We start from the raw sequence: 21,134 nt of genomic DNA on the forward strand, positions 1-21,134 counted from the left end.
GCCATGCACCATCGCAGCGCAGCGGCCGGCTTGCGGCAGCCGTCGTGGCGACCAGCACGGCGCGGCGGTTTGCGTAGGCGGCTGCGAGGCAGGCGCGGTGATCGGCTTCGAAGGCGCAGCGGCTGCGGCGGCGCGTCCAGTCATTCTGGCTTTCCCAGAAGGGGCCGCTGGCCAGGCGGGGCAACGCCTGGGCCACGCCGGTCACTTCGGCATCCACGGCGCGCAGCTCTGCATCCCCGCAGACCAGCGTGTCGGAGGCATACTGCGGCCGCGTGCAATCGGCACCAGCCTGTTCAAGCGGCGGTGGCACGGGCGCCGGCTGGGCAGCTGCCGGTATGGGGAGAATGGCGACAATGGATGCAACCAGATGGCGTTGCAGAAGGTGCGATTGTTGGAGCATGATCGAAATCATCCAACAAATTGCAGAATGATACAAGTAATAATTAAATAAATCTTTCACTAGTACAGTGCGAATGGAGAGAAAAATGAAGAAGGCCTTGATTTCATCGATCGTTTCGGTCTGCGCGTTGATTGCTCAGCCAGCTCTTGCGCAGCAGCAGACGGCGGTGACGTTTGCACGGGGTGCGATATCGACAACACTGAAGGGTAGCATCAAGGGAAATCAATACCGCGACTATATTGTGAACGCGCGCGCCGGGCAGACCATGACGGTGAGGCTGACCAATCCGGACGGGCGAGCCTATTTCAACGTGATGGCGCCGGGTTCAACCGGGGAGGCCGTATTCATCGGTTCGACCCAGGGCAATAACTTCAGCGGGCCGGTGCCGGGCACGGGTGCCAACACGGTGCGTGTCTACCAGATGCGTGCGAGCGGCCGACGCGGCGCTACGGCCAACTATACGATCAGCATTGGCGTGACGGGTCGTGGTGCCGCGGTCGGCGGCATGCGCCCCAGTGTCGACGCAAAGGTGCCCGGCACCAACTACAACGCCACCGCCGAGATCCCATGCATCACGGCCGCCGGCATGGCCAAGACCCGCTGTAAAGCAGGCGTGATGCGGATGGCGATGGGCGAGGCGACCGTAGAAATCGCCACCGCAGACGGCGGCCAGCGTCACATCTATTTCAAGAATGGTCGCGCCAGCAGCAGCGATGCCAATGCGCCGATGCGCGTCACCCGGCAGGGCGATGTCAGCATCATCCGGATAGGCACGGTGGAAGTCTACGAGATTGTCGACGCCTTCGTGGTCGGCGGCTGATCGCGGCGAGGTTCGGGGGAGCCAGGTGATGAAATCGCGTTCGTGTCTTGCCATGACCACCGCCCTAGTGGCGCTGCTGCTGACGGGTGGGCCAGCAGCTGCGGCTCCCTCCACAACTCCCCCCAAGGCGGCGATCGGACAGTGGGGCGTGGACACCTCCGGCTTCTCAAAGGCGGTCAGACCCGGCGATGATTTCTACCGTTATGTCAACGAAGCCTGGCTGAAGGTCGCCAAACCGCCGCCCGGCGTGCCCTACATCGATGCCTTCGTTGAGGTCTATCTGTCCACCGAACAGCGGGTAGCCGGGATCATCGAGGAATCTCGGCAGAGCACCGACGAGCCGGGCAGCCCAGAACAGATGATCGGCGATTTCCACCGGTCCCACGCCAACATGGAAAGGCGCAATGCGCTGGGCATCACGCCAATCGCCAGCACGTTATCGATCATCTCGGGCCTCAAGGATCGCACCGAGCTGGCCCGCGTCATGGCTTGGCCGTGGATGGACGGGTTCATCGCCGGCGGCGTGCTGGCCGATGCCGACAATCCCAAGAACCAGATTGCCGGCGTTGGCGCGGGTGGGCTCACCATGCCGTCCCGCGACTATTATCTGGCCGATGCAGAGCCTTATATCGGTCACCGCAAGGCGCTGCAGGACTATATCGCGTCCAGCTTCCGCCGTGCGGGCATTCCCGATGCCGATGTCCGCGCCGCCAAAGTGCTGGCGCTGGAGATCGAGATCGCCAAGCGCCACTGGAGCCTGGCCGAGCGCCGTGACGTGGTGCGCATGAACAATGTCATGTCGCCGGCAGCACTGGCGGCCTATGCGCCCGGTTTCCCATGGGCGGCGTTCATGGCCGAACTCAAGCTGGACGGCCAACCGCGAATCAAGGTGACGACAGATACCGCCGTGCGCGATCTGGCCAGGCTGTTTGCCGAAACGCCGGTGGCCGATCTGCAATCCTTTCTGCTGTTCAAGACGCTGGATGGCTGGTCGGACTCGCTGTCCGAGCCCTGGGTGCAGGCGCACTGGGAGTTCCACAGCAAGCGCCTTTCGGACGCCACGCAGCGTCGCCCACGCGATCTCGAAAGCGTGGCAGCCGTCAACGCTGTACTGGGCGAGGAGATCGGCCGCATCTATGTCGATGAATATTTCGGCAAGACCGATCGCGACACGGTCAACGAGATGGTGGGCTATCTGCGCGCCACCTTCCGCGATCGCATCGGCAAGCTGGAGTGGATGGATGCGCCCACCCGTGCCGAGGCGCTGAAGAAGCTGGAAAAGGTGACGAGCCACATCGGCTTTCCGGAACGCTGGCATGATCGTTCCGGCGTGCGCATCGCGGCCGATGATCTTGTCGGCAACCAGAACCGCCTTATCGCCTGGAAACAGGCCGACAGCCTGAAGAAGCTGGCCGAAGGCACGCGTGACTGGGAGTTCCCCTATTCCCCGCAGGAGATCAACGCCGGTTACAGCCCCGGCCTCAACAGCATCACCTTCCCGGCCGGCGTGCTGCAGCCGCCCTTCTTCGATCCCAAGGCGGATGCGGCCGTGAACTTCGGCTCCATTGCCGCGGTGATCGGCCATGAATTTGGCCACGGCTTCGACGATCAGGGCAGTCGTTCCGATGGTGACGGCAAGCTGCGCGACTGGTGGACGGCAGGCAGCCGCGCCGAGTTCGAGAAGCGCACCGCCGGGCTGGTCGATCAGTTCAACGGTTATGAGGCGCTGCCGGGCCTGAAGATCAACGGTCGCCAGAATCTGGGTGAGAATATCGGTGATCTGGGCGGGCTGTCGGTCGCCTATGCCGCCTATCAGACCTATGTGAAGGAGAAGCAGGGCGGCAAGGCACCGGTGATCGACGGGTACACCGGCGATCAGCGCTTCTTCCTGGCGTGGGCGCAATTGTGGCGCAACATCACCAGCGAAGGCGAAACGCGCCGCCGCACCCTGTCCGATCCGCACAGCCCCGGCGAGTTCCGCGTCAATGGCATCGTCCGCAATGTCGACGCCTGGTACCGGGCCTTCAACGTCAAGCCCGGCGACAAGCTGTATCTGCCGCCCGAAAAGCGGGTGAAGATCTGGTGAGGAACGTTCCGGCTCCAGGACCAGCGCTGATGTCCGGAATGAATACGCTTCCCGCCACGGCGCCGCCGGCCCCGTTGCGCATCATCCAGCATCCGCTTGCACGGCTGTTGCTGCTGGGCGCCCCGCTGTTCATGTTCATGGCCACATACGCCGAGTTCATGGACCAGTTTGTTGCGCAGCCGGTGCTTCGTATCGCCGCCGTGGTCGCCATGATGATCGCTGCCGCCGCCATCTACGTCGCCTTCGTGCGCTTCATCGAACGCCGACCGGTCAGCGAGCTGGCGCTGGGTCCGCTGGTCAAGGAGCTTGGCATCGGCCTGCTGGTTGGCTGCGGGCTCTATGCCGGCTGTGTGGGCATCCTGATTCTGCTGGGCATCTACCGCATCGATGGGTTCAATCCCGTGTCATACATGGTGCCCGAGATTGCCGCGGCGCTGGGCAGCGGCTTCTTCGAGGAACTGGTGTTTCGCGCCGTGCTGTTCCGCGTCGTGGAGGAATGGCTGGGCAGCTGGGTTTCATTGGCCATCTCCTCCTTCGTGTTCGGCTTCCTGCACCTCATCAATCCGGAGGCCACCATCACCGGGGCCATCTTCATTACGGTCGAAGCCGGCATATTGCTGGCGGCCGCCTACATGGTCACCCGGCGGCTGTGGCTGAGCATTGGCTTCCACATGGGGTGGAACTACACCCAGTCCGCCGTCTTCTCAGGCATCGTATCGGGCAATGCGCCCGCGCCCGGGCTGATCCGCCCGACGATCGAGGGGCCCGACCTGCTGACCGGTGGCCAGTTCGGGATCGAGGCCTCGCTCACGGCGTTCGGGCTCTGCACGGCCACGGGCATCGTGCTGCTAGTCATGGCGGTCCGCCGCGGCCATGTGATGCCCGGCCCATGGCAGCGCCAGCCAAAAGGTGCCTGCGCCAAATGAACATCAACGCCAGCGGAGCTATATGTCTGGGTGCCAAGAAAGGGGAGAAGCAAGGGTGACGACTGGATATACGCGCCGCCGTGTCATGGCCGGGCTGGGTGCCGGCCTGCTGGCGCCGGCCGCCATCGCCCAAACCCTGAAGGACATCCGGGATCTGAAGCCCGGCGAATTCACCTGGCATCCGGAACGCTCGCCCGCCGGCCCGGTGGCGATCATCGTGTCGATCCCGGATCAGCGCGTGCATGTCTATCGCGGCGGCATCCGAATCGGTGTGTCCACCTGCTCGACCGGCAAGCCGGGGCATGAAACGCCAACGGGCGTGTTCACCATCCTGCAGAAGGACAAGGACCACAAGTCCAGCACCTACAACAATGCGCCGATGCCCAACATGAACCGGCTGACTTGGGATGGCATTGCTCTGCACGCCGGCAAGCTGCCCGGCTATCCGGCCAGCCATGGCTGCGTGCGGCTGCCGATGGCCTTTTCGGAGAAGGTGTTCGGCATCACCCACGTCGGCACACCCGTCATCCTGGCGGGCAGCCACGCCGATCCGGTGGACATCGTGCATCCCGGCCTGTTGCTGACCGGCGATGCGGCGGGCGGGATGGACGCTGCTGTCGCCAAGCTCAAGAGCCGTGCGCTGCCCGTGGCGGAACCGGCGATCACCGTGCTGGTGAGCGCGGCCAGCGGCGAGGCCGTGCTGCTCGAAAATGGCCGCACCGTTGCCACAACGGCAGCACAAGTCGCGGACGGAACGGGGCTTGGCGAACATGTCTTCTCGCTGATCGAAGCCCATGACGGCGGCGCCGCACTCCGCTGGCACGCAATCGGTTATTCAGACAGCCACGGCGTGCCGGTGGAGGTGCCGCAAGGCAGCATCCTGCGGCGGGTGGGTGCCGATGAAGGCTTCAGGGCTGCCGTGCACGATCGCCTGCACCCCGGCATGCTGATGGTCACCACTGATCTGCCGCTGCATCCTGATCGCCGCTCGGCGGAAGATTTCGTGATCATGACGGCCTGAGCGCCGGCCGACACCTTTCACCCCAACACAGGATTGCTCATGCTGCGCAAACTCATGGCCGAAGCTCTCGGCACCTTCTGGCTGGTGTTTGGCGGCTGCGGCTCGGCCGTGCTGGCGGCCGGCTACCCGGAACTTGGCATCGGTTTTGTCGGCGTGTCGCTGGCCTTCGGCCTCACCGTGATGACCATGGCCTATGCCGTCGGTCATATATCGGGCGGGCACTTCAACCCCGCCGTGTCGCTTGGGCTGGCTCTGGCGAACCGCTTTTCCTGGCGGGAATTGCCATTCTACTGGCTGGCGCAAATCGCAGGCGCTGCCCTTGCCGCTGTTGCCCTGTTCGCGGTGGCATCAGGCAAGGCCGGCTGGAGCCCGGGCGGCTTTGCCAGCAATGGCTTTGGCGAATTGTCTCCGGGCGGCTATGGCATGACGGCTGCGCTGCTGGTCGAAGTGATCCTGACCGCCGGCTTCCTGATCGTCATTCTGGGCTCCACCTCCGCGCGCGCGCCGCAGGGTTTCGCCCCCATCGCCATCGGCCTCGCCCTGACGCTGATCCACCTGGTATCGATCCCGGTCACCAACACGTCTGTCAATCCGGCCCGGTCGACTGGCGTCGCTCTGTTCGCTGAAACGGCCGCCCTTGGCCAGCTCTGGCTGTTCTGGCTGGCACCCCTTGCCGGTGCGGCCATCGGCGCGATCATCTGGCGCCTTGTGCTTGCGGCAGACGAAGCCGGCTGAGCTGGCAGATCATGGGCTCCGTCTTGACCGCTTCGGTTGCTCCGAATTCCGGTGACCTGACGTTCCGGCAACGGCCAAATAACTGTATTTCCTCTTACAGTCCATCGACCGCCACTATCGGTTGCCATGCTTTACGCACCGGAAAGTCTTGTGCCGACCCCCGTTGATATCGCGCGGGCGATGGCGTCGGGGGACAAGGACATTGTCGTCTCTCCCAATAATCGCGTTGCCCATTGGCATGAGCGTGTGGACATGGCCCAGTGGTGGGCGGATTATCTCGATGTCCTCCGCAAGGGCGCGGAGGTGGTGCCGATGAGAGCGGCCGGTTGACAGCGGGTGGCTGCTCACGCCCTTGCTGCAACTTCTGCATTGCGCCCTCATTGCGGTCGTTCCCCTACGCGATGCACGATCCCGAGAGCGGTCATCCGTTCATGAACGCCTCGAAGATCCGATTATCGGTCCAGACTGGGTCGTCACGGTCTTTGCAACTGACGGCAGGAGCCAGCCAAATCCTTGCCATTGCTGAGTGTCCGTTTGACCACCCCCCAATACGCACCTCCTGGTCGGCACCGACCATTTCGTTGATTACTGGCTCTGGCAGGGTTCATTCTCACCTTCGCATGGAGGTATCACCCGCGACCGGCGCTCTGCGTCGATTGCGACGAAGATGAAGCGCGCCTGGGTGACCTTTGAACGCTCACTGCCGGCTCGATCCCGGCGCCATGCCTCGACGTCGATCGTCATGGACGTACGTCCAGTCTCAACCAATTCGGCATAAACTGACACCTCGTCGCCGACGCGCACCGGCTGCAGAAACTTCATAGCCTCCACAGCCACGGTGGCTGCCCGGCCCTTGCAGCGACGGGCGGCAACAATGCCTGCCGCCATGTCCATATGCGCCATCAGCCATCCGCCAAAGATATCTCCGGCGGGATTGGCATCGGCCGGCATTGCCGTGATGCGGATTGCCGGTTCCCGAAACGTGGATTGCGTTGCCATCTGAAGCCCCCAAATCGTCCAATCCGACGGCTTCTACAATCTGCCATCACCAGCCCCAGTGGTGCGATTGCCCACCATTCACAATGCGACAAACAGGGCTGGTCCATCCGTGATCCCACCGAGGCGTTTCCCATCAGAACCGCGGCGGTGCATCGGCCATGCAGGTGGTTGAATACTGATCAGACCGAAACGGAGAGCAACCCAAGTGAAGCGATTTCGTAAATCGGAGAAGCCGGCACCGGTGTTGGCATGGGCGATGCCGCCATCCACGGTGATCGTGCCGCCGATAACATAATCCCTGGCGCGGCTTGCGAGGTAAATGGCGGCGCCGGCCATGTCCTCGTCTACACCTATGCGACGGGAGAGGTGAATTTGGAGATCGCCTCGCCGTGATCGCGCGCGACAAGGTTCATCTCGTTGGCAAAGGCGCCCAGGGCAATCGAGGTAACATTGATTTCTTCTGACCCGGGATATGGCGGGATATTGTCCCGCTTTTCAGCGGCTTGTCGACCCCGGTGTTCCGACCCCAGGACTAGAGACGCATTTGGCCACCCGGAGATCGGCAACGGGAGTCAGATTTCTCTGCCCCCCTTTTTCTTCTGTCCTCAGATGCGATGCGGATGGGCGCCAACCCCGAAGTGCAGCTTTCCCAACAGGCTGGCGATGAACAGACATTCTGCTCCCGGCCCAAGAACTGTATTGCCGCTTACAATCTATCGAGCGCCACTGTCGGTTTCCATGCGTTACACACCAGAATGTCTTGTGCCGTCCACCCCTTGCTATCGAGCGGGCGATGGCGCTGGCGCAAAAGGGCATCGTTCGCGCTGGCTATGATCCCGGTGTCCATTGGAAGGAACGGGTGGACATGGCGCGATGGCGGGCGGAGTATTTTTATCGGCTGCGGGTCGGGGCAGAGATTGTTCCCATACAGCTAATTCGCCGGGGCTGATTTCAAGTACAGGGGCTTGCAAGTTTCGAGTATGGTACCAATAGATTGGACATGGCGGAACAATGGATTGCTACGCAGCTTGCCTATGAGCTTGCGAAGAGCAAGTTTGCCATTTGCAAGCGGCTCCATGCTGGGTTGATTGCTGCCCGTGCACGCCAGTTTGAATTCGAGACAACCGTTCACCGCGATGTCGGGCTGCCAAAGTGGTTCTGGTGGGCCGAAGGCCATGCGGCGCTGGAGGCCAATTGGACGGCTGGCGATTTTTCCACTTGGATAGACAGTCGCATTCAATACCGCGCCTTTGGCGTGGAGTTTGGTCTTGCTGGCATATTGGAGCTTTTGCCGGTCGAAGAGCGCGCGGCTGCTTCCCGTCGCTGTTCGGTTGCCGGCAATGCCGAGTGGATGACCGCGATGGAAGCCAGGCGCTTTGCCTACACGGTGATGGGCCATAATCCGGCAGCGGCAGGTGACAGCATTTTGGAGTTGGCACGCCTCGGCATGGTTTCGGCGAGGGCCGTTCTGGCAGAGGGGCAAGGTTATGATCGCTCAGCCCAGCCATGGGCGGAGCGCGAGTGGGACGTTCCAGTCTGGTTCTGGTCGGGCCAGGGCGATTCCTATGGAGGCGCTCCGAATTGGGAACAGGGAAAGTTCACGCACCGATGCAATGCGCCGCGTGGCCCCGAGAAAATCAGCCTGTCGGGCGTCCATTTTCTCCGCAGTTCATTGGCTGATCATCATGTCCCATCGGCATCCGCGGAAGAGTTGATTGACCGCAAGCGCGGGCGGAAGCCACGCTACGACTGGGAAGCGGCTGTCGCTGCCATCTGGGGCAGTATTTACCGAGGTGATCTAAAGCCAGCCCAGCAGGCGGATGTCGAACTGGCCATACAACGCTGGCTTACCAAGGGCGACAAGGAGCCATCTGAAAGCACAGTCCGGCCTTATGCCAAACGCATCTGGGATGAGATCTCAAAGGCCTGAAATTCTCCGCTGCTGAATTGCCGGCCCATTTTCGGCCCTATCGTCCGACACACCGCCAGGATTCGTCGATGCTTCTCCATGTCCGCTGGCACCCGCCAGAATCAAAGGAGAATTGGACGTGGAACGGCTCGCCTATTCGATCAACGATACTGCCAAGGCCCTGAGCCTTGGCCGCACATCCATTTACGCCATGATCGCCGATGGGCGGCTTGACGCTTTCAAATTAGGCCGGCGGACCCTCATACGGGCGGAGTCGATCCGCCGGCTGGTTGAAGGCAAGGCCTGACTCCGATGCCAACGCGAGGGGCATCCCCAAACCGGGTGAAGCTGCACCACAGCTACAGCATCGCCGAACTGGCCATCTGTTGCGGTGTGCACAAGAACACCATTCGCCATTGGCAGGGCAGGGGGCTGGAGCCGATCGACAAGTCACGCCCGATCCTGTTCCAGGGCGCGACCGTCCGGGCCTTCCTGTGCAACCAGCGCGCTCGTCGAAAGCGCCCGTGCACGCACGGCACAATCTATTGTTTGCGTTGTCGAGAGCCGCGCCAGCCGGCGCTGGGCATGGTCGATTTCCTGCCGATGACGCCCACCAGCGGCAACCTGCGGGCGATCTGTAGTCAATGCGAAGCTATCATTCATCGCCGCGCCCGATGGGTCGATCTGGCGCGCATCATGCCGGGATGCACCATCCAGCTCGTGGAGGCTTAGCCAAGCCTAAGTGGGCGAACCTGACCCTCCCTGAACTGTGACAAGGAAAGGCAGCAGCAACCATGGCCAAACACAACGCCGCGAACGAACGGATCAAGCGTGAGTATTTTCGGTACTTGAAGGAGGCGCTGGGCCGGGACCAGGCGACGGTTGACGGCATCGCCAAGGCGCTAGCGCGGTTCGAGGAGGCGACGGGCGCCAAGGACTTCAAGCGCTTTCACCGCGAGCAGGCCGTGGCCTTCAAGAAACGGCTGGGCGAGGCGCAGAACGCCCGCACCGGCGCACGACTGGCCAAGGCCACGCTGCTGTCGACGCTGCGCGACCTGAAGGCCTTCTTCTTCTGGCTGGCGCACCAGCCGGGCTACAAATCGCACATCGCCTATGACGATGCCGCATACTTCAATCTGTCTGAGAAAGAGGTGGCGATCGCGCGCGCCCGCCGGGAAAAGCAGGTGCCGACGCTGGCGCAAGTGCATCATGTGTTGGTCACGATGCCGTCCGCCACCGTGCTGGAGCGCCGCGACCGTGCCCTGATCGCCTTTGCCGCGCTGACCGCCGCGCGGGTGGGCGCGCTGGCATCGTTGCGGCTGGGGCATGTGAACACGGCAGAGGGCTTCGTTGATCAGGATGCTCGCACCGTGGATACCAAGTTCAGCAAGAGCTTTCGTACCTACTTCATGCCGGTGGGCGGTGAGGCGCTGGCTATCGTGCACACTTGGTTGGATGAACTGTGCCGCGATCACCTGTGGGGGCCAGCTGATCCGCTGTTCCCTGCCACGCGCATGGGCCTGAACGATACCGGCAGCTTCGCGCCGCGTGGCCTTGCCCGCCACGGCTGGGCCACCACATCGCCGATCCGTGACGTCTTTCGCCGTGCCTTCACTGCCGCCGGCCTGCCCTATTTCAACCCGCACAGCTTCCGCGACATGCTGGTGCGCCACGCGATGTCGTTGAACCTGTCGCCAGCAGAGATGAAGGCTTGGAGCCAGAATCTTGGCCATGCCGATGTGTTGACCACCTTCACCTCATACGGGCAGGTGCCGGTGCATCGGCAGGGGGAATTGATCCGGGCGGCTAGCCGCACCCATCATGCAAACGATGATCCTGATATCGCCGCCTTGATTGACCGGATTAGGCGAAAGGCCTGACCGAGCAGTGTTGTGTCTAGCGCACATTTTCTGATGCAACCGCTTCAACTGGGGGCCTATTTGGGGGCCTGTCGAGCGTGCTCGCCCAAAAACAACAGCTATGTCAGGTTATTATGGACTCTATTCGATGCCCGTAAGCGCACCACCCCTTTTTCGACGGCTGTGTGCAAAGCCCCGAATTGGCGGCGGCTGGCGGCGACCCTTGTGGGCCGCCGCCTGATGTCGCAGTCAGTTCACCGGCGCGTCGGCGGTCGGCGCTGCGGCCGATTGTGCCGGTCCGAGGACGCGGTCGAGCTGGCCGGTGATCTCGTCGATCGCGCGGCGCAGTTCGACATAGCGTTCCTTGGGATGGTTGCCGACCTTGCCGTCATAGCCATCGGTCTGGCTCTTCAGGTAGGTCACGTGCGTGTCGAGGCCCGGCGGGCTGTAGCGCACCGGCGGCGTCAACAGCCTGTCCGCGATCGGTTTCAGCGCGGCGGCCTTGGCGGCGTCGGCCTGGTCCTTCATCGCGGCGCGCAGCCGGGCCACGGCCACGTTGGTGTCGTTCACCAACGCCTGCACCTTCACGTTGTGCTCATACTGCTCGGCGAGGTCGGCAACGGTGACGCCGCTGGCCAGCACGCGCGGATCGGCGCGCACCGTGAGCGGCTGGCTGGCGGTGACGCTGCCGTGCGTCATCACCACCGTGTAGTTGCCCGGCGGCACCATCGGCCCGGCCGGCGTGCGCACCCCGGCCGGCATCGCGCGGGTCTGGCCGCTGTGACGCAGATCCCAGACCAGGCGGTGCATGCCGGCCTTGCTTTCCAGCTTGGTCTTGTAGACCGGGCGATAACGGAAGCCGCCGCCGGCGCGTGGTTCCGGCCCGTCGCTGGAGAAGCTGCGCAGCGTCTGGCCATTGGCATCGAGGATGCTGATCGTCACCTTGGTGCCGGCACCCTGCGGCGGGATATAGTAATCGATCTGGGCACCCGGCAGCATATATTCGGGGCCTTCGCTGGCCGGCCCGCCCATGTCGCCCTCGGCGTTGATGCGGGTGGCAACCGCCGGCTTGAACAGGCGCGGCGCGGTGGTCGCCTCACCCGGTGCCGGCAGCTGGCGCAGCACGCTCAGATTGTCGAGAATGTAGAAGCCGCGGCCCTGCGTGGAGAGCACAAGGTCGCCATGTGCCAGCCTGATGTCGGTCACCGGGGTGGCCGGCAGATCGTTCTGGAAGCTCTGCCAGGTGGCACCGCGGTTGAACGAGACATACATGCCGAATTCGGTGCCGGCATAGAGCAGGCCGGGCCGTTCCGGGTCCTCGCGCACGACGCGGGTCGGCTCGTCGGCGGCGATGCCGTTCTTGCCGTCGGTCAGCTTCGTCCAGTTCTGGCCATAGTCGTCGGTGCGATAGATGTAGGGCGCGAAATCGCCCAGCAGATAGCGGTGGATGGCGACATAGGCGGTGCCGGGATCGCGCACGCCGGGTTCGATGTTCTGCACGCGGCCGCCGGGCGGCAGGCCCTTGGGCGTGATGTTCTTCCACGTCTTGCCGGCATCCTGGGTGACATGCACCAGGCCATCGTTGGAGCCGACCCAGATGACGCCCGGCTTCACCGTGCTTTCGCGGATGGCATAGACGGTGGAATAGACTTCCTCGCCGGTGGCATCGATGGTGATCGGATCGCCCGAGGCCATCTGGCGCTCCGGCGGGTTGGCGGTGAGATCCGGGCTGATCACCTCCCAGTTGACGCCGCCGTCCTTCGAGCGGTGCACATACTGCGAGCCATAATAGATGGTGTTGGGCTCGGTGGGGTGCACCTCCATCGGCGCCACGCGCTGGAAGCGGAAGCGCAGGTTCTTGGGATGGCTGCCATACAGGGATTCGCTGCCGATCCAGTACTGCTGCTCATTGCGGTTGGTGCGCAGGTCAAGCCGGCTGAACTGGCCCTTGCAGCCGCCCCAGACGATGTTGGGATCATCGATCTTGGGGATGGATGGCCCGGTCTCGCAGCCCGGCCCGACCGTGAAGCCCTGGCCGTCACCCAGCGGCCGGGAGGGGACGATGACGGTCGTGTTGTCCTGCTGCGCGCCATAGAGGCGGTAGGGGAACTGGTTGTCCACCGCGACCTGATACATCTCGGTCGTCGGCTGGTTGGCCTGGCCCGACCAGGTCTTGCCACCATCCAGCGAGACGTTGGCGCCGCCGTCGTTGGACTGCACCATGATCATGCTGTCCTTGGGGTTGATCCAGATGTCGTGGTTGTCGCCGTGCGGGGTCTCCTGCACGGTGAACTTCTTGCCGCCGTCGGTGGACTTGAACCAGCCCTCGTTGCCGACGAACACGACATCGGCATTGTTGGGGTCAACGCCCAGCGTGGTGTAATAGAAGGGCCGGGTGGTCAGCCGCCCCTCGCTGTTCACCAGCGTCCAGCTCTTGCCATAGTCGTTCGAGTGATAGAGGCCCATGCCCGGCTTGGCCTCGATCAGGGCATAGAGCCGGTTCGGCGCCGACTTGCTGACGCCCACATTGGCCCGGCCGAACAGGCCGGTGGGCAGGCCGCCGCCCAGCTTGGTCCAGGTCTCGCCGCCATCGGTGGACTTGTAGAGCCCGCCATCGGTGCTGCCCGAGGTGATGGTCCACGGCCGGCGAATGCCGTGCCACATGGCGGCATAGAGGACCTTGGGATCATCGGCCTGGAACTCGAGATCGGCGGCGCCCAGCGTGTCGTTGATGAACAGCACCTTCTTCCAGGTCTTGCCGCCATCGCGGGTGCGATAGACGCCGCGGTCGGGCGAATATTTGAACGGGTTGCCGGTGGCGGCCACGAACACCTCGTCCGGGTTCGCCGGGTTGATGCGAATGGTGGAGATCTGGCCCACGTCCTTCAGGCCGATGAACGCCCAGCTCTTGCCGCCGTCGACCGACTTCCAGACGCCCTTGCCGATCGAGACGTTGCTGCGGATCTTCGACGATCCGGTGCCGGCATAAATGATGTCGGGGTTGCTCTCCACCACCGCGACCGCGCCCATCGAGCCGAGGGGGATCTGCCCGTCGGTCAGGTTGGTCCAGCTGTGGCCGGCATCGGTGGTCTTCCACACGCCGCCGCCGGTGGAGCCCATGAAGAAGGTGTGCGGCTGTGACGGCACGCCGGTGACGGTGGTGACACGGCCGCCGCGCCACGGGCCGACCTGGCGATAATGCAGGCCCGACCACAACGATGGATCATAGGCCTGCGCCTGGACGGCCACGGCCGCCGTGGCCAGGAACGCGCCGACAATGGCCCGGAATGCAGCATGCTTCATGGACAACCCCCTCAATTTTATGATGTAAAACAGTCATCCTGCTCGCCGTCGCCGCAGGTTCCCCGCGTCAAGAGAAGCCGATTCGACACCAAAAGGCAAGCGCGGCCATCCCCGCGCGGCCGCCGCCCGAGCCGCGCCTGCAACGTCCGGCACCCATGCCGGCCAGTGTTGCAAAAATGCCCCGCCTTGCGACGAGTCGGGCAGATTTCACCATGCCGGGCGTTGCACCACTGTTTCGGCCACGTTACAGGGCCGCAACAACCGAGGGGGCTCACATGAACACCATCATCCGCGTCGGCGGCGCCGACATCGCTTCTTCCGGCTTTGGCGTGGCCCGCCATGGTCGCACGACCATCATTGCCGCGCTGCTGCTTGGTGCCGCCTCGGGCGCCTATGCGCAGGACGCGGCGCCGGCAGCGCCGGCCGCCCAGGCCGCAGCCGACGAAGCCGCCGAAGAACAGATCACGGTCACCGGTTCGCGCATCACGCGCAGCGGCTTTGACCAGCCGACCCCTGTGACGGTGATCGACCAGGCGGCGATCCAGGCTGGCGCCGAGCCGAACCTGGCCGACTTCGTGAACCGGATTCCTTCGGTGGTCGGCAGCGTCACGCCGGCCAACACGCAGCGCAACCTCAGCGGCGGCACGGCCGGTCTGAACACCATCAACCTGCGCAACCTTGGCTCCAACCGTACGCTGATCCTGCTCGACGGTCGCCGGTCGGTCGCCTCGGCGATCAACGGCACCGTTGACATCAACACCATCCCGCAGGGCCTGGTGAAGAGCGTCGAAGTCGTCACCGGTGGCGCCTCGTCGGTCTATGGCTCGGACGCCGTGGCCGGCATCGTCAACTTCATCCTCGACAAGAAGTTCACTGGCCTGAAGGGCGAAGCCACCTACGGCGAGACCACTTATGGCGATGATGCCACCTACCGGCTCTCGCTTTCCGCCGGCATGAAGTTCGCCGGCGGTCGCGGCCATGTCCTCCTGAGCGGCGACTTCCTTGACCGCGCCGGCGTACTCGGCGCGCCGCGGCCCTGGGCGAGCCGCGCCATGCACCTGATCCAGAACCCGGCCTATGTGAAGGGCAACGGGCAACCGGAACTGCTGGCCAGCGAGCGCACCGGCCTCAACACGCTGACGGCCGGTGGCATCATCACCCGGCCGTCGTCGAGCCAGAACCAGGCGTCGCTGGCATTCCTGGGCACCTATTTCGGGCCCGGCGGCACCATCAACCGGTATAATTTCGGCGAGAATCGCCTGAACAACAGCCCCTGGACGCTGGGTGGCGACTATCTCCAGAGCCAGCACTTTGACCAGACGTCGCTGCAGCCGGGCGAAAACGTCAAGAGCATCTTCGGCCGGGTCAGCTTTGAAGTGACCAATGACTTCGAGGTCTTTGCCGAGGCGACCTACAACCAGTCGAAGGCGACCAACGTCGGTGGCTATTTCACCAGCAAGGGCAACATCACGGTCAACACGCGCAACCCGTTCATCCCGGAACCGCTGCGCACCCAGATGATCGCCGCCGGCATTGGTGACTTCACCATCGGCAGCTGGGATGCGGACCTGCCCGGCCGCCAGAGCAACAACGACCGCCGGGTCCAGCGCTATGTCGCCGGCTTCACCGGTCGCTTTGAAGCACTGGGTTCGGACTGGGGCATCGACGGTTATTATCAGCACGGTGTGTCGGACGTCCGCATCCAGCTCAACGAGATCATCAACCGCACCAAGCTCGGTTATGCGCGCGATGCCGTGCGTGACGGTTCGGGCAACATCGTCTGCCGTTCGACGGCGGCGCGGCTCGCCGATCCGCTGTTTGCGGGCTGCTTGCCCTACAACAGCTTCGGCACCGGCGTGAACAGCCAGGCGGTGATCAATTACATCATCGGCGATCCCTATACCGACCAGAAGTACACGCAGGACGTGGCGGCGGTGAACTTCTCGACCTCGATCGAGAACGGTCTGATCGATCCGATCGGCATCGCCTTCGGTGTCGAGCATCGCCGCGAGGCGGTCAGCGGCTTTGTCGAGGACCAGTATCGGGCAGGCTGGGTCGTCGGCAACTTCGAAGCCTCGCGGGGCTCGTTCAATGTCACCGAAGCCTATCTGGAAACCCTGTTCACCCTGCCGCTGGGCTTCGAGTTCAGCGGTGCTGCTCGCTATACCGATTATAGCCAGTCGGGCACGGTGGTGACCTGGAAGACCGGCTTGACCTGGCAGCCGATCAGCGACCTTCGCCTGCGCTTCACCCGGTCGCGCGACATCCGTGCGCCCAACCTGGGCGAACTGTTCCAGGCCGGCTCGCGCAACACCAACTCGGTGTCCGATCCGTGGCAAACCGGTCGCCCCGCGGTCCGCTACACGCAGACCGTCACCGGCAACCTCGATCTCGATCCGGAAAAGGCCGACACGCTGGGTCTGGGTGTCGTCTATCGCCCATCCTACCTGCCCGGCTTTGGCCTGTCGGTGGATTATTACGACATCAAGATCAACGGGGCGATCGGCAACGTCACGCCGCAGCAGATCATGGACCGCTGCTTCGACGGGACGAACCCGCAGCTCTGCCAGCGCTTGCAGGCCATCATCAACCAGGGCGCTTCCAACCAGCAGACCATCGCCTTTGGCCAGCCCGGCTTCACCCAGGCCAATGGTGCGCCCGGCGTCAACGAGTATCTGATCGCCAACAGCCCGTTCAACTTCCTGTCCGAACGGGCGCGCGGTCTCGACTTTGAAGTGAGCTATCGCTTCGATCTCGACGCCATGTTCAAGAATGCGCCGGGCAACATCGCCCTGCGTGCGGTGGCGACCCGCTTCCTGGAAAACTCGACGGACAATGGTGTGGAAGCCAAGATCGACACCGTTGGCCAGAACACCTTCGGCGGCCCGCCGAAGTGGACCTTCCGGGCGACGCTGGACTACACCATCCCCGACACGTTCAACTTCCAGCTGGTCGGTCGCGGCCTGAGCTCCGGCGTCTACAGCAACGACTTCACCCAGTGCACGTCGAGCTGTCCGTTCGATCCGACGGATGAACGGTTCCGGACTATCCAGAACAACCGCATCCCGGGTGACTTCTACGTCGATACCTTCGTGTCCTACACGCTGCCGTTCGAGCGCTGGAAGCCGCAGCTCTTCCTGCAGGTCCGCAACCTCTTCAACGAGGATCCGGTGCCGGTCGGCAAGGGCCCGTCGGACACGTCGAACCCGGATACCGGCATCAACCAGACCCTGTATGACTATCTGGGCCGGACCTTCCGCATCGGCTTGCGCTTCAACTTCGGCGGCTGAACGGGCATCCCGGCCATCATGGGGAGGAGCTTGCCATGAACGGGAACGCGGAAAGGGGTAACAGCAGCCGGGCGTTCCGGCTGCTGCTGGCCAGGGTCATGCTGGGGAGCGCGATGCTGGCCAGTGCCGGCATCGTCCCCGTTCAACCGGCCAGCGCCCAGCAGATGGACATCAAGCCGGTGCCCTACGCGCCGGTGGCCGATGGCTTCACCTTCGCTGCGGTCGGCGATCTCATCTACCTGCGGCCGATGCTGGCGACGGTGGAGCGCCAGGCCCCGGCGATGGTCAAGCTGCTGCGCGATGCCGACGTGACGTTCGGCAATTTCGAAACCAGCGTGCTCGATCTCAAGACCACCAAGGCCAGCCCCGGCGCCGAATCGGGCGGCACCTGGATGCTGGGTCCGCCGGCCATTGTGCCCGATCTGGCCAAGATGGGCTTCGACATTGTCGGTCACGCCAACAACCACACGGTCGACTGGGGTGAACAGGGCCTCATCGAAACGCTCGAGCATCTCGAAAAGGGCGGGCTGGTCGCAGCCGGCACCGGCCGCACCATGGCGGCGGCGCGGGCCCCGCGCTACATCGACGTGCCGGCCGGCCGCGTGGCGCTGGTCTCGGGCACCTCCAGCTTTTCGCCGCAGTCGCGCGCGTCGGATCCGCTGGGCCAGGTCCCCGGCCGGCCGGGCGCCAACACGGTGCGCACCGAACGCGTCGGCAAGGTCAGCGCTGCCGATCTGGCGGTGCTGGCCCGCGTGGCCGGCGCCCGTGCCGGCGCGCCGGTGCGCCTGGGCGGCGTGCGCTACGAAGCGACCGATGCGCCCAAGACGCCTGTGGATATCAGCTATGTCATCAACGAGCGCGACGAGGCCGCCAACCTGCGCGCCGTGCGCCAGGCCCGCCAGATCGGCAATTTCGTTGTCTACACGCTGCACAACCATGAACCGGGCAACGGCAGCCAGGTGCCGGCGCAGTTCGCCGTCGATTTCGCCCACAAGCTGATCGATGCCGGCGCCGATGTCTATGTCGGCCACGGCCCGCACCAGTTGCGCGGCATCGAGATCTACAAGGGCAAGCCGATCTTCTATTCGCTCGGCAACTTTGCCATGATGAACAACAGCCTCGATGACGTGCCGCTCGACATGTACGAGCAGTTCGGCGTCAACCCGGCCGATGCCACGCCGCCCGAACTGCTGGCGGCCCGCAACAGCCGCAGCTTTGCCGATCCGGTGCTGTATGAATCGGTCATCGCCGTCAGCCGCTATGTGAATGGCAAGGTGGCGGAGATCAGGCTGCATCCGATCGATCTGGGCACGTCGGTCGAAGGCGCCGCCAAGGGCGTGCCCGGCACCGCCAGCCCGGCGGTGGCGCAGCGCATCCTGGAACGGCTGCAGCGCCTGTCCGCGCCGTTCGGCACCACCATCACCATCGAGAGGGGCGTCGGGGTGATCCGCCTGCCGGCGGAGTAACCGCAGGACGATTGCCATGCCAAGGGGCCGCGTTTTCCCCGGCCCGTCGCTGCTGGCGGCGGGCCTCTTGGCCGCCTGCCCGGCCTCGGCCCAGACGGTCGAGGCCGCCATGCCCCTCGCCCTGCCTGATGAGGCCTTCATCACCGTCACCGCGCCGGTGCTGCCCGGCCGGGTGGCAACGCCGTTGGTTGGCCTGAAGGCCGAAGCCCTGCTTGATCGCCAGCCGCGCAGCATCGGCGATGCCCTGCGCGGCCTGCCCGGCGTTGCCATCCGCACCAATTCGCGCGGAGAGACATCCCCGCGCGTCCGCGGCGGCGAGGAGCGGCAGACCCTGGTGTTCCTTGATGGCGCGCCACTGGCAGTGCCGTGGGATGGCCGCATCGACCTCGGGCTGATCCCGGCCGGCATCATCGGCAGCCTGTCGGTGAGGAAGGGGGCGGGCGCCATCGAATATGGCGCCAATGCCGTGGCTGGCGCGGTCGATCTGCAGAGCCGCCGATCGGGCGCGGTGGCGCAGGCGCAGGCCGGGCCGTTCGGCATGGCCAATCTGTCGGGCGCCGCCGCGCTGTCGCTGGGCGATCTGGATGTGACGCTGGGCGTGGCCCACCAGGCGCAGGACGCTCTGGTGGTGGCCCGCACCTCGGCGCTGCCGTTCAGCCAGCCGCCGGGCCGCCGCCGGTTCAACACGGATCTATCGGCGACCAGCCTGTTCGGCGCGGTGGGCGGCAGGGCGGGTGGGCTCACGTGGCGGGCCAGCCTGCTGCACATCGATGCAAGGCGTGGCATCGCGCCGGAATCCGATCGTGATCCGGCGGTCAATGCGCCGCGCTACTGGCGGTACCCGGATTGGCAGCTCACCCAGGCGCAAGCGGCGCTGGAGCTGCCGGTGGGCGGGGCAACGGCGCGCGTGGTGGCCTGGCGGCAATGGTTCGGGCAGGCGATCCTCGCCTATCGCGACGCCAGCTACACCAGCCTCAGGGCCCGAGAGGACAATGATGACGACACGGCGGGCGCGCGGCTGACACTCACCCATGCCGCCGGCCCGGCAACGCTGCGCTGGAGCCTGTCGCACAGCCAGGCCGACCATCTGCAGACCGACACGCAATTTCCGGCCGGCGTGCCGGGGCCGGTGCTGCGCTATCGCCAGACCCTGTCGTCAGGCGGGGTGGAGGCCGATGTCCCATTGGGTGCCCGCACCGGCTTGACGCTGGGGCTGGGGCTGGATCGGTCCAGCAACCCCATCACTGGCGACAAGCCAGCGCAGCCGGCCCGCCAGGCCGCGACCTTTTCCGCGGCGCTGAAGACAAGGCTTTCGGACACGCTGGTGCTCAGCCTGTCGGGCGGGCGGCGCAACCGCTTTGCCTCGGCGCGCGAGCTATTCGGCGAGGCGCTCGGCCGGTTCGCGCCCAACCCTGAACTGGCGCCCGAGCAGGTGTGGCTGGCTGATGCCGAGCTGGTGTGGCGGACGACGCGCCTCACCCTCACCGTCAACCCCTTCTGGACGCGCGCGACGGGCAGCATCGGGCAGCGCTTGTTGGTGGTGGATGGCCGCACGCTGCGGCAGCGCTTCAACCAGGGGCCGGCGACAAGCTTCGGGCTGGATGCGGCGCTGCAGTTGCCGTTGGCCGCCGGGATCACGCTGGAGATGACGGGCAGCGCCCTCCATGCCGAGGCCGATGGCCAGCCACTGCCGCAGCGCCCCTTCCACGAGGCGATGCTGGCGATCGACTGGGCGCCCGGCGAGGCGTTCGATGCCCGCATCGAGGCGCGTCACATCGGGCCGGCGCGCGATCTTGGGCCCGATGGCCGGCTGGCGCGGCTGCCGCCGGCCACCGAGTTCAACCTGCGCACACGCCTGCCGCTCACCCGCATTGCCGGTGCGCGCCTGTCGCTGATCGGCGCCATCGACAATATTGGCAACGCTGTCACCTTCACCCAGCTCGGCCTGCCGCTGCCGGGCCGCACCTGGCGGATTGGCCTCAGGCTTGGAGGTTAGGGGCGGGCGGCTAGCGCCGGGGCGGCAGCGCCGTCAGCCAGTCTTGAATGCGCTGTGCCAGCGCCAGGCGGGCATCGGACCAGCTGTGATCGGTGGGCTGGTGGCCTTCCGTCACCTGCCCGCCGGCGGCGCGTGCGGCGGCCACCACGGGGTCGGTGAGCGGTTTCAGGCCATCATCGGATGTCAGCACCAGCAGCGGCTGGCGGGCGAGGCCGGCGGCGCGCGGCACCAGATCGAAGGCAGCGGCGTTGCCGGCCAGTTCATCGGCCATCATCGCGGGCGAGGTGCCGGCCAGCGCCTCGGCATTGCCGGCTGCCTGCGCCA

General features: G+C 64.8%; 15 protein-coding genes and 3 pseudogenes. 13 read left to right on the plus strand and 5 right to left on the minus strand.

Annotated elements, in window-relative coordinates; translation table 11 throughout:
* Positions 1–310, minus strand: a pseudogene (locus GJV64_RS02275) (hypothetical protein); the annotation flags it as partial.
* Positions 311–485: 175 nt separating this feature from the next.
* On the opposite strand from GJV64_RS02275, the gene GJV64_RS02280 reads away from it, so the two are divergent.
* The 6 genes from GJV64_RS02280 to GJV64_RS02305 all read left to right on the plus strand — a co-directional run bounded on the left by GJV64_RS02280 (position 486) and on the right by GJV64_RS02305 (position 6,318).
* Positions 486–1,220, plus strand: a complete 735-nt coding sequence (locus GJV64_RS02280) for a hypothetical protein (RefSeq protein WP_164155672.1) — start codon at positions 486–488, stop codon at positions 1,218–1,220.
* A 28-nt stretch (positions 1,221–1,248) separates the two neighbouring features.
* A complete protein-coding gene (locus tag GJV64_RS02285) occupies positions 1,249–3,306 on the plus strand; it encodes a M13 family metallopeptidase (protein ID WP_164155673.1) in 2,058 nt (685 codons plus the stop codon).
* A gap of 38 nt (positions 3,307–3,344) precedes the next feature.
* Positions 3,345–4,232 carry a CPBP family intramembrane glutamic endopeptidase gene (locus GJV64_RS02290; RefSeq protein WP_164155674.1) on the plus strand — a complete coding sequence of 296 codons (888 nt, stop codon included), beginning with the start codon at positions 3,345–3,347 and terminating at the stop codon, positions 4,230–4,232.
* Positions 4,233–4,287: 55 nt separating this feature from the next.
* Positions 4,288–5,253, plus strand: coding sequence for a L,D-transpeptidase (locus GJV64_RS02295; RefSeq protein ID WP_205599498.1), 966 nt, complete (start codon positions 4,288–4,290; stop codon positions 5,251–5,253).
* Positions 5,254–5,292: 39 nt separating this feature from the next.
* On the plus strand, positions 5,293–5,988 hold the full coding sequence (gene aqpZ / locus GJV64_RS02300) for an aquaporin Z (RefSeq protein WP_164155675.1): 696 nt from the start codon (positions 5,293–5,295) through the stop codon (positions 5,986–5,988).
* A gap of 150 nt (positions 5,989–6,138) precedes the next feature.
* Positions 6,139–6,318, plus strand: coding sequence for a hypothetical protein (locus GJV64_RS02305; protein ID WP_205599499.1), 180 nt, complete (start codon positions 6,139–6,141; stop codon positions 6,316–6,318).
* Positions 6,319–6,573: 255 nt separating this feature from the next.
* On the opposite strand, the gene GJV64_RS02310 is transcribed toward GJV64_RS02305, so the two are convergent.
* On the minus strand, positions 6,574–6,987 hold the full coding sequence (locus GJV64_RS02310) for an acyl-CoA thioesterase (protein WP_164155677.1): 414 nt from the start codon (positions 6,985–6,987) through the stop codon (positions 6,574–6,576).
* 237 nt (positions 6,988–7,224) lie between these two features.
* Positions 7,225–7,442: pseudogene (locus tag GJV64_RS15750) on the minus strand (SDR family oxidoreductase); the annotation flags it as partial.
* 545 nt (positions 7,443–7,987) lie between these two features.
* Between GJV64_RS15750 and GJV64_RS02320 the strand changes: the two are divergent.
* The 4 genes from GJV64_RS02320 to GJV64_RS02335 all read left to right on the plus strand — a co-directional run bounded on the left by GJV64_RS02320 (position 7,988) and on the right by GJV64_RS02335 (position 10,776).
* Positions 7,988–8,917 (plus strand): hypothetical protein, encoded by a 930-nt coding sequence (locus tag GJV64_RS02320; RefSeq protein ID WP_164155678.1) that lies wholly within the window; start codon positions 7,988–7,990, stop codon positions 8,915–8,917.
* Between the two features lie 118 nt (positions 8,918–9,035).
* Positions 9,036–9,203 carry a helix-turn-helix domain-containing protein gene (locus GJV64_RS02325; protein ID WP_164155679.1) on the plus strand — a complete coding sequence of 56 codons (168 nt, stop codon included), beginning with the start codon at positions 9,036–9,038 and terminating at the stop codon, positions 9,201–9,203.
* 5 nt (positions 9,204–9,208) lie between these two features.
* Positions 9,209–9,628: a MerR family transcriptional regulator gene (locus GJV64_RS02330; RefSeq protein ID WP_164155680.1), complete on the plus strand. Its 420-nt coding sequence runs from the start codon at positions 9,209–9,211 to the stop codon at positions 9,626–9,628.
* A 62-nt stretch (positions 9,629–9,690) separates the two neighbouring features.
* Positions 9,691–10,776 carry a tyrosine-type recombinase/integrase gene (locus GJV64_RS02335; RefSeq protein ID WP_164155681.1) on the plus strand — a complete coding sequence of 362 codons (1,086 nt, stop codon included), beginning with the start codon at positions 9,691–9,693 and terminating at the stop codon, positions 10,774–10,776.
* Between the two features lie 228 nt (positions 10,777–11,004).
* On the opposite strand, the gene GJV64_RS02340 is transcribed toward GJV64_RS02335, so the two are convergent.
* Entirely contained in the window at positions 11,005–14,058 is a 3,054-nt protein-coding gene (locus GJV64_RS02340) for a VPS10 domain-containing protein (RefSeq protein ID WP_164155682.1), read from the minus strand.
* A gap of 275 nt (positions 14,059–14,333) precedes the next feature.
* Between GJV64_RS02340 and GJV64_RS02345 the strand changes: the two genes are divergently transcribed.
* The 3 genes from GJV64_RS02345 to GJV64_RS02355 are packed head-to-tail and all read left to right on the plus strand — an operon-like array spanning position 14,334 to position 20,810.
* On the plus strand, positions 14,334–17,348 hold the full coding sequence (locus tag GJV64_RS02345) for a TonB-dependent receptor plug domain-containing protein (protein WP_164155683.1): 3,015 nt from the start codon (positions 14,334–14,336) through the stop codon (positions 17,346–17,348).
* 35 nt (positions 17,349–17,383) lie between these two features.
* Complete coding sequence (locus GJV64_RS02350; protein ID WP_164155684.1) at positions 17,384–18,814, plus strand: CapA family protein; 1,431 nt, start codon at positions 17,384–17,386, stop codon at positions 18,812–18,814.
* A gap of 16 nt (positions 18,815–18,830) precedes the next feature.
* Positions 18,831–20,810 carry a TonB-dependent receptor plug domain-containing protein gene (locus tag GJV64_RS02355; protein WP_164155685.1) on the plus strand — a complete coding sequence of 660 codons (1,980 nt, stop codon included), beginning with the start codon at positions 18,831–18,833 and terminating at the stop codon, positions 20,808–20,810.
* A gap of 10 nt (positions 20,811–20,820) precedes the next feature.
* Here GJV64_RS02355 and GJV64_RS02360 read toward each other — a convergent pair.
* A pseudogene (locus GJV64_RS02360) lies at positions 20,821–21,134 on the minus strand (alpha/beta hydrolase); the annotation flags it as partial.

Origin of the sequence: Sandarakinorhabdus rubra (assembly GCF_010994245.1) — a bacterium.
Classification (GTDB): domain Bacteria; phylum Pseudomonadota; class Alphaproteobacteria; order Sphingomonadales; family Sphingomonadaceae; genus Sandarakinorhabdus; species Sandarakinorhabdus rubra.

Excerpts from the sequence above, each read along its gene's own strand:
- GJV64_RS02280 (WP_164155672.1), top strand. The coding sequence starts at position 486 with ATGAAGAAGGCCTTGATTTCATCGATCGTTTCGGTCTGCGCGTTGATT.
- GJV64_RS02285 (WP_164155673.1), top strand. The coding sequence starts at position 1,249 with ATGAAATCGCGTTCGTGTCTTGCCATGACCACCGCCCTAGTGGCGCTG.
- GJV64_RS02290 (WP_164155674.1), top strand. The coding sequence starts at position 3,345 with ATGAATACGCTTCCCGCCACGGCGCCGCCGGCCCCGTTGCGCATCATC.
- aqpZ (WP_164155675.1), top strand. The coding sequence starts at position 5,293 with ATGCTGCGCAAACTCATGGCCGAAGCTCTCGGCACCTTCTGGCTGGTG.
- GJV64_RS02310 (WP_164155677.1), bottom strand. The coding sequence starts at position 6,987 with ATGGCAACGCAATCCACGTTTCGGGAACCGGCAATCCGCATCACGGCA.
- GJV64_RS02320 (WP_164155678.1), top strand. The coding sequence starts at position 7,988 with ATGGCGGAACAATGGATTGCTACGCAGCTTGCCTATGAGCTTGCGAAG.
- GJV64_RS02330 (WP_164155680.1), top strand. The coding sequence starts at position 9,209 with ATGCCAACGCGAGGGGCATCCCCAAACCGGGTGAAGCTGCACCACAGC.
- GJV64_RS02335 (WP_164155681.1), top strand. The coding sequence starts at position 9,691 with ATGGCCAAACACAACGCCGCGAACGAACGGATCAAGCGTGAGTATTTT.
- GJV64_RS02340 (WP_164155682.1), bottom strand. The coding sequence starts at position 14,058 with ATGAAGCATGCTGCATTCCGGGCCATTGTCGGCGCGTTCCTGGCCACG.
- GJV64_RS02345 (WP_164155683.1), top strand. The coding sequence starts at position 14,334 with ATGAACACCATCATCCGCGTCGGCGGCGCCGACATCGCTTCTTCCGGC.
- GJV64_RS02350 (WP_164155684.1), top strand. The coding sequence starts at position 17,384 with ATGAACGGGAACGCGGAAAGGGGTAACAGCAGCCGGGCGTTCCGGCTG.
- GJV64_RS02355 (WP_164155685.1), top strand. The coding sequence starts at position 18,831 with ATGCCAAGGGGCCGCGTTTTCCCCGGCCCGTCGCTGCTGGCGGCGGGC.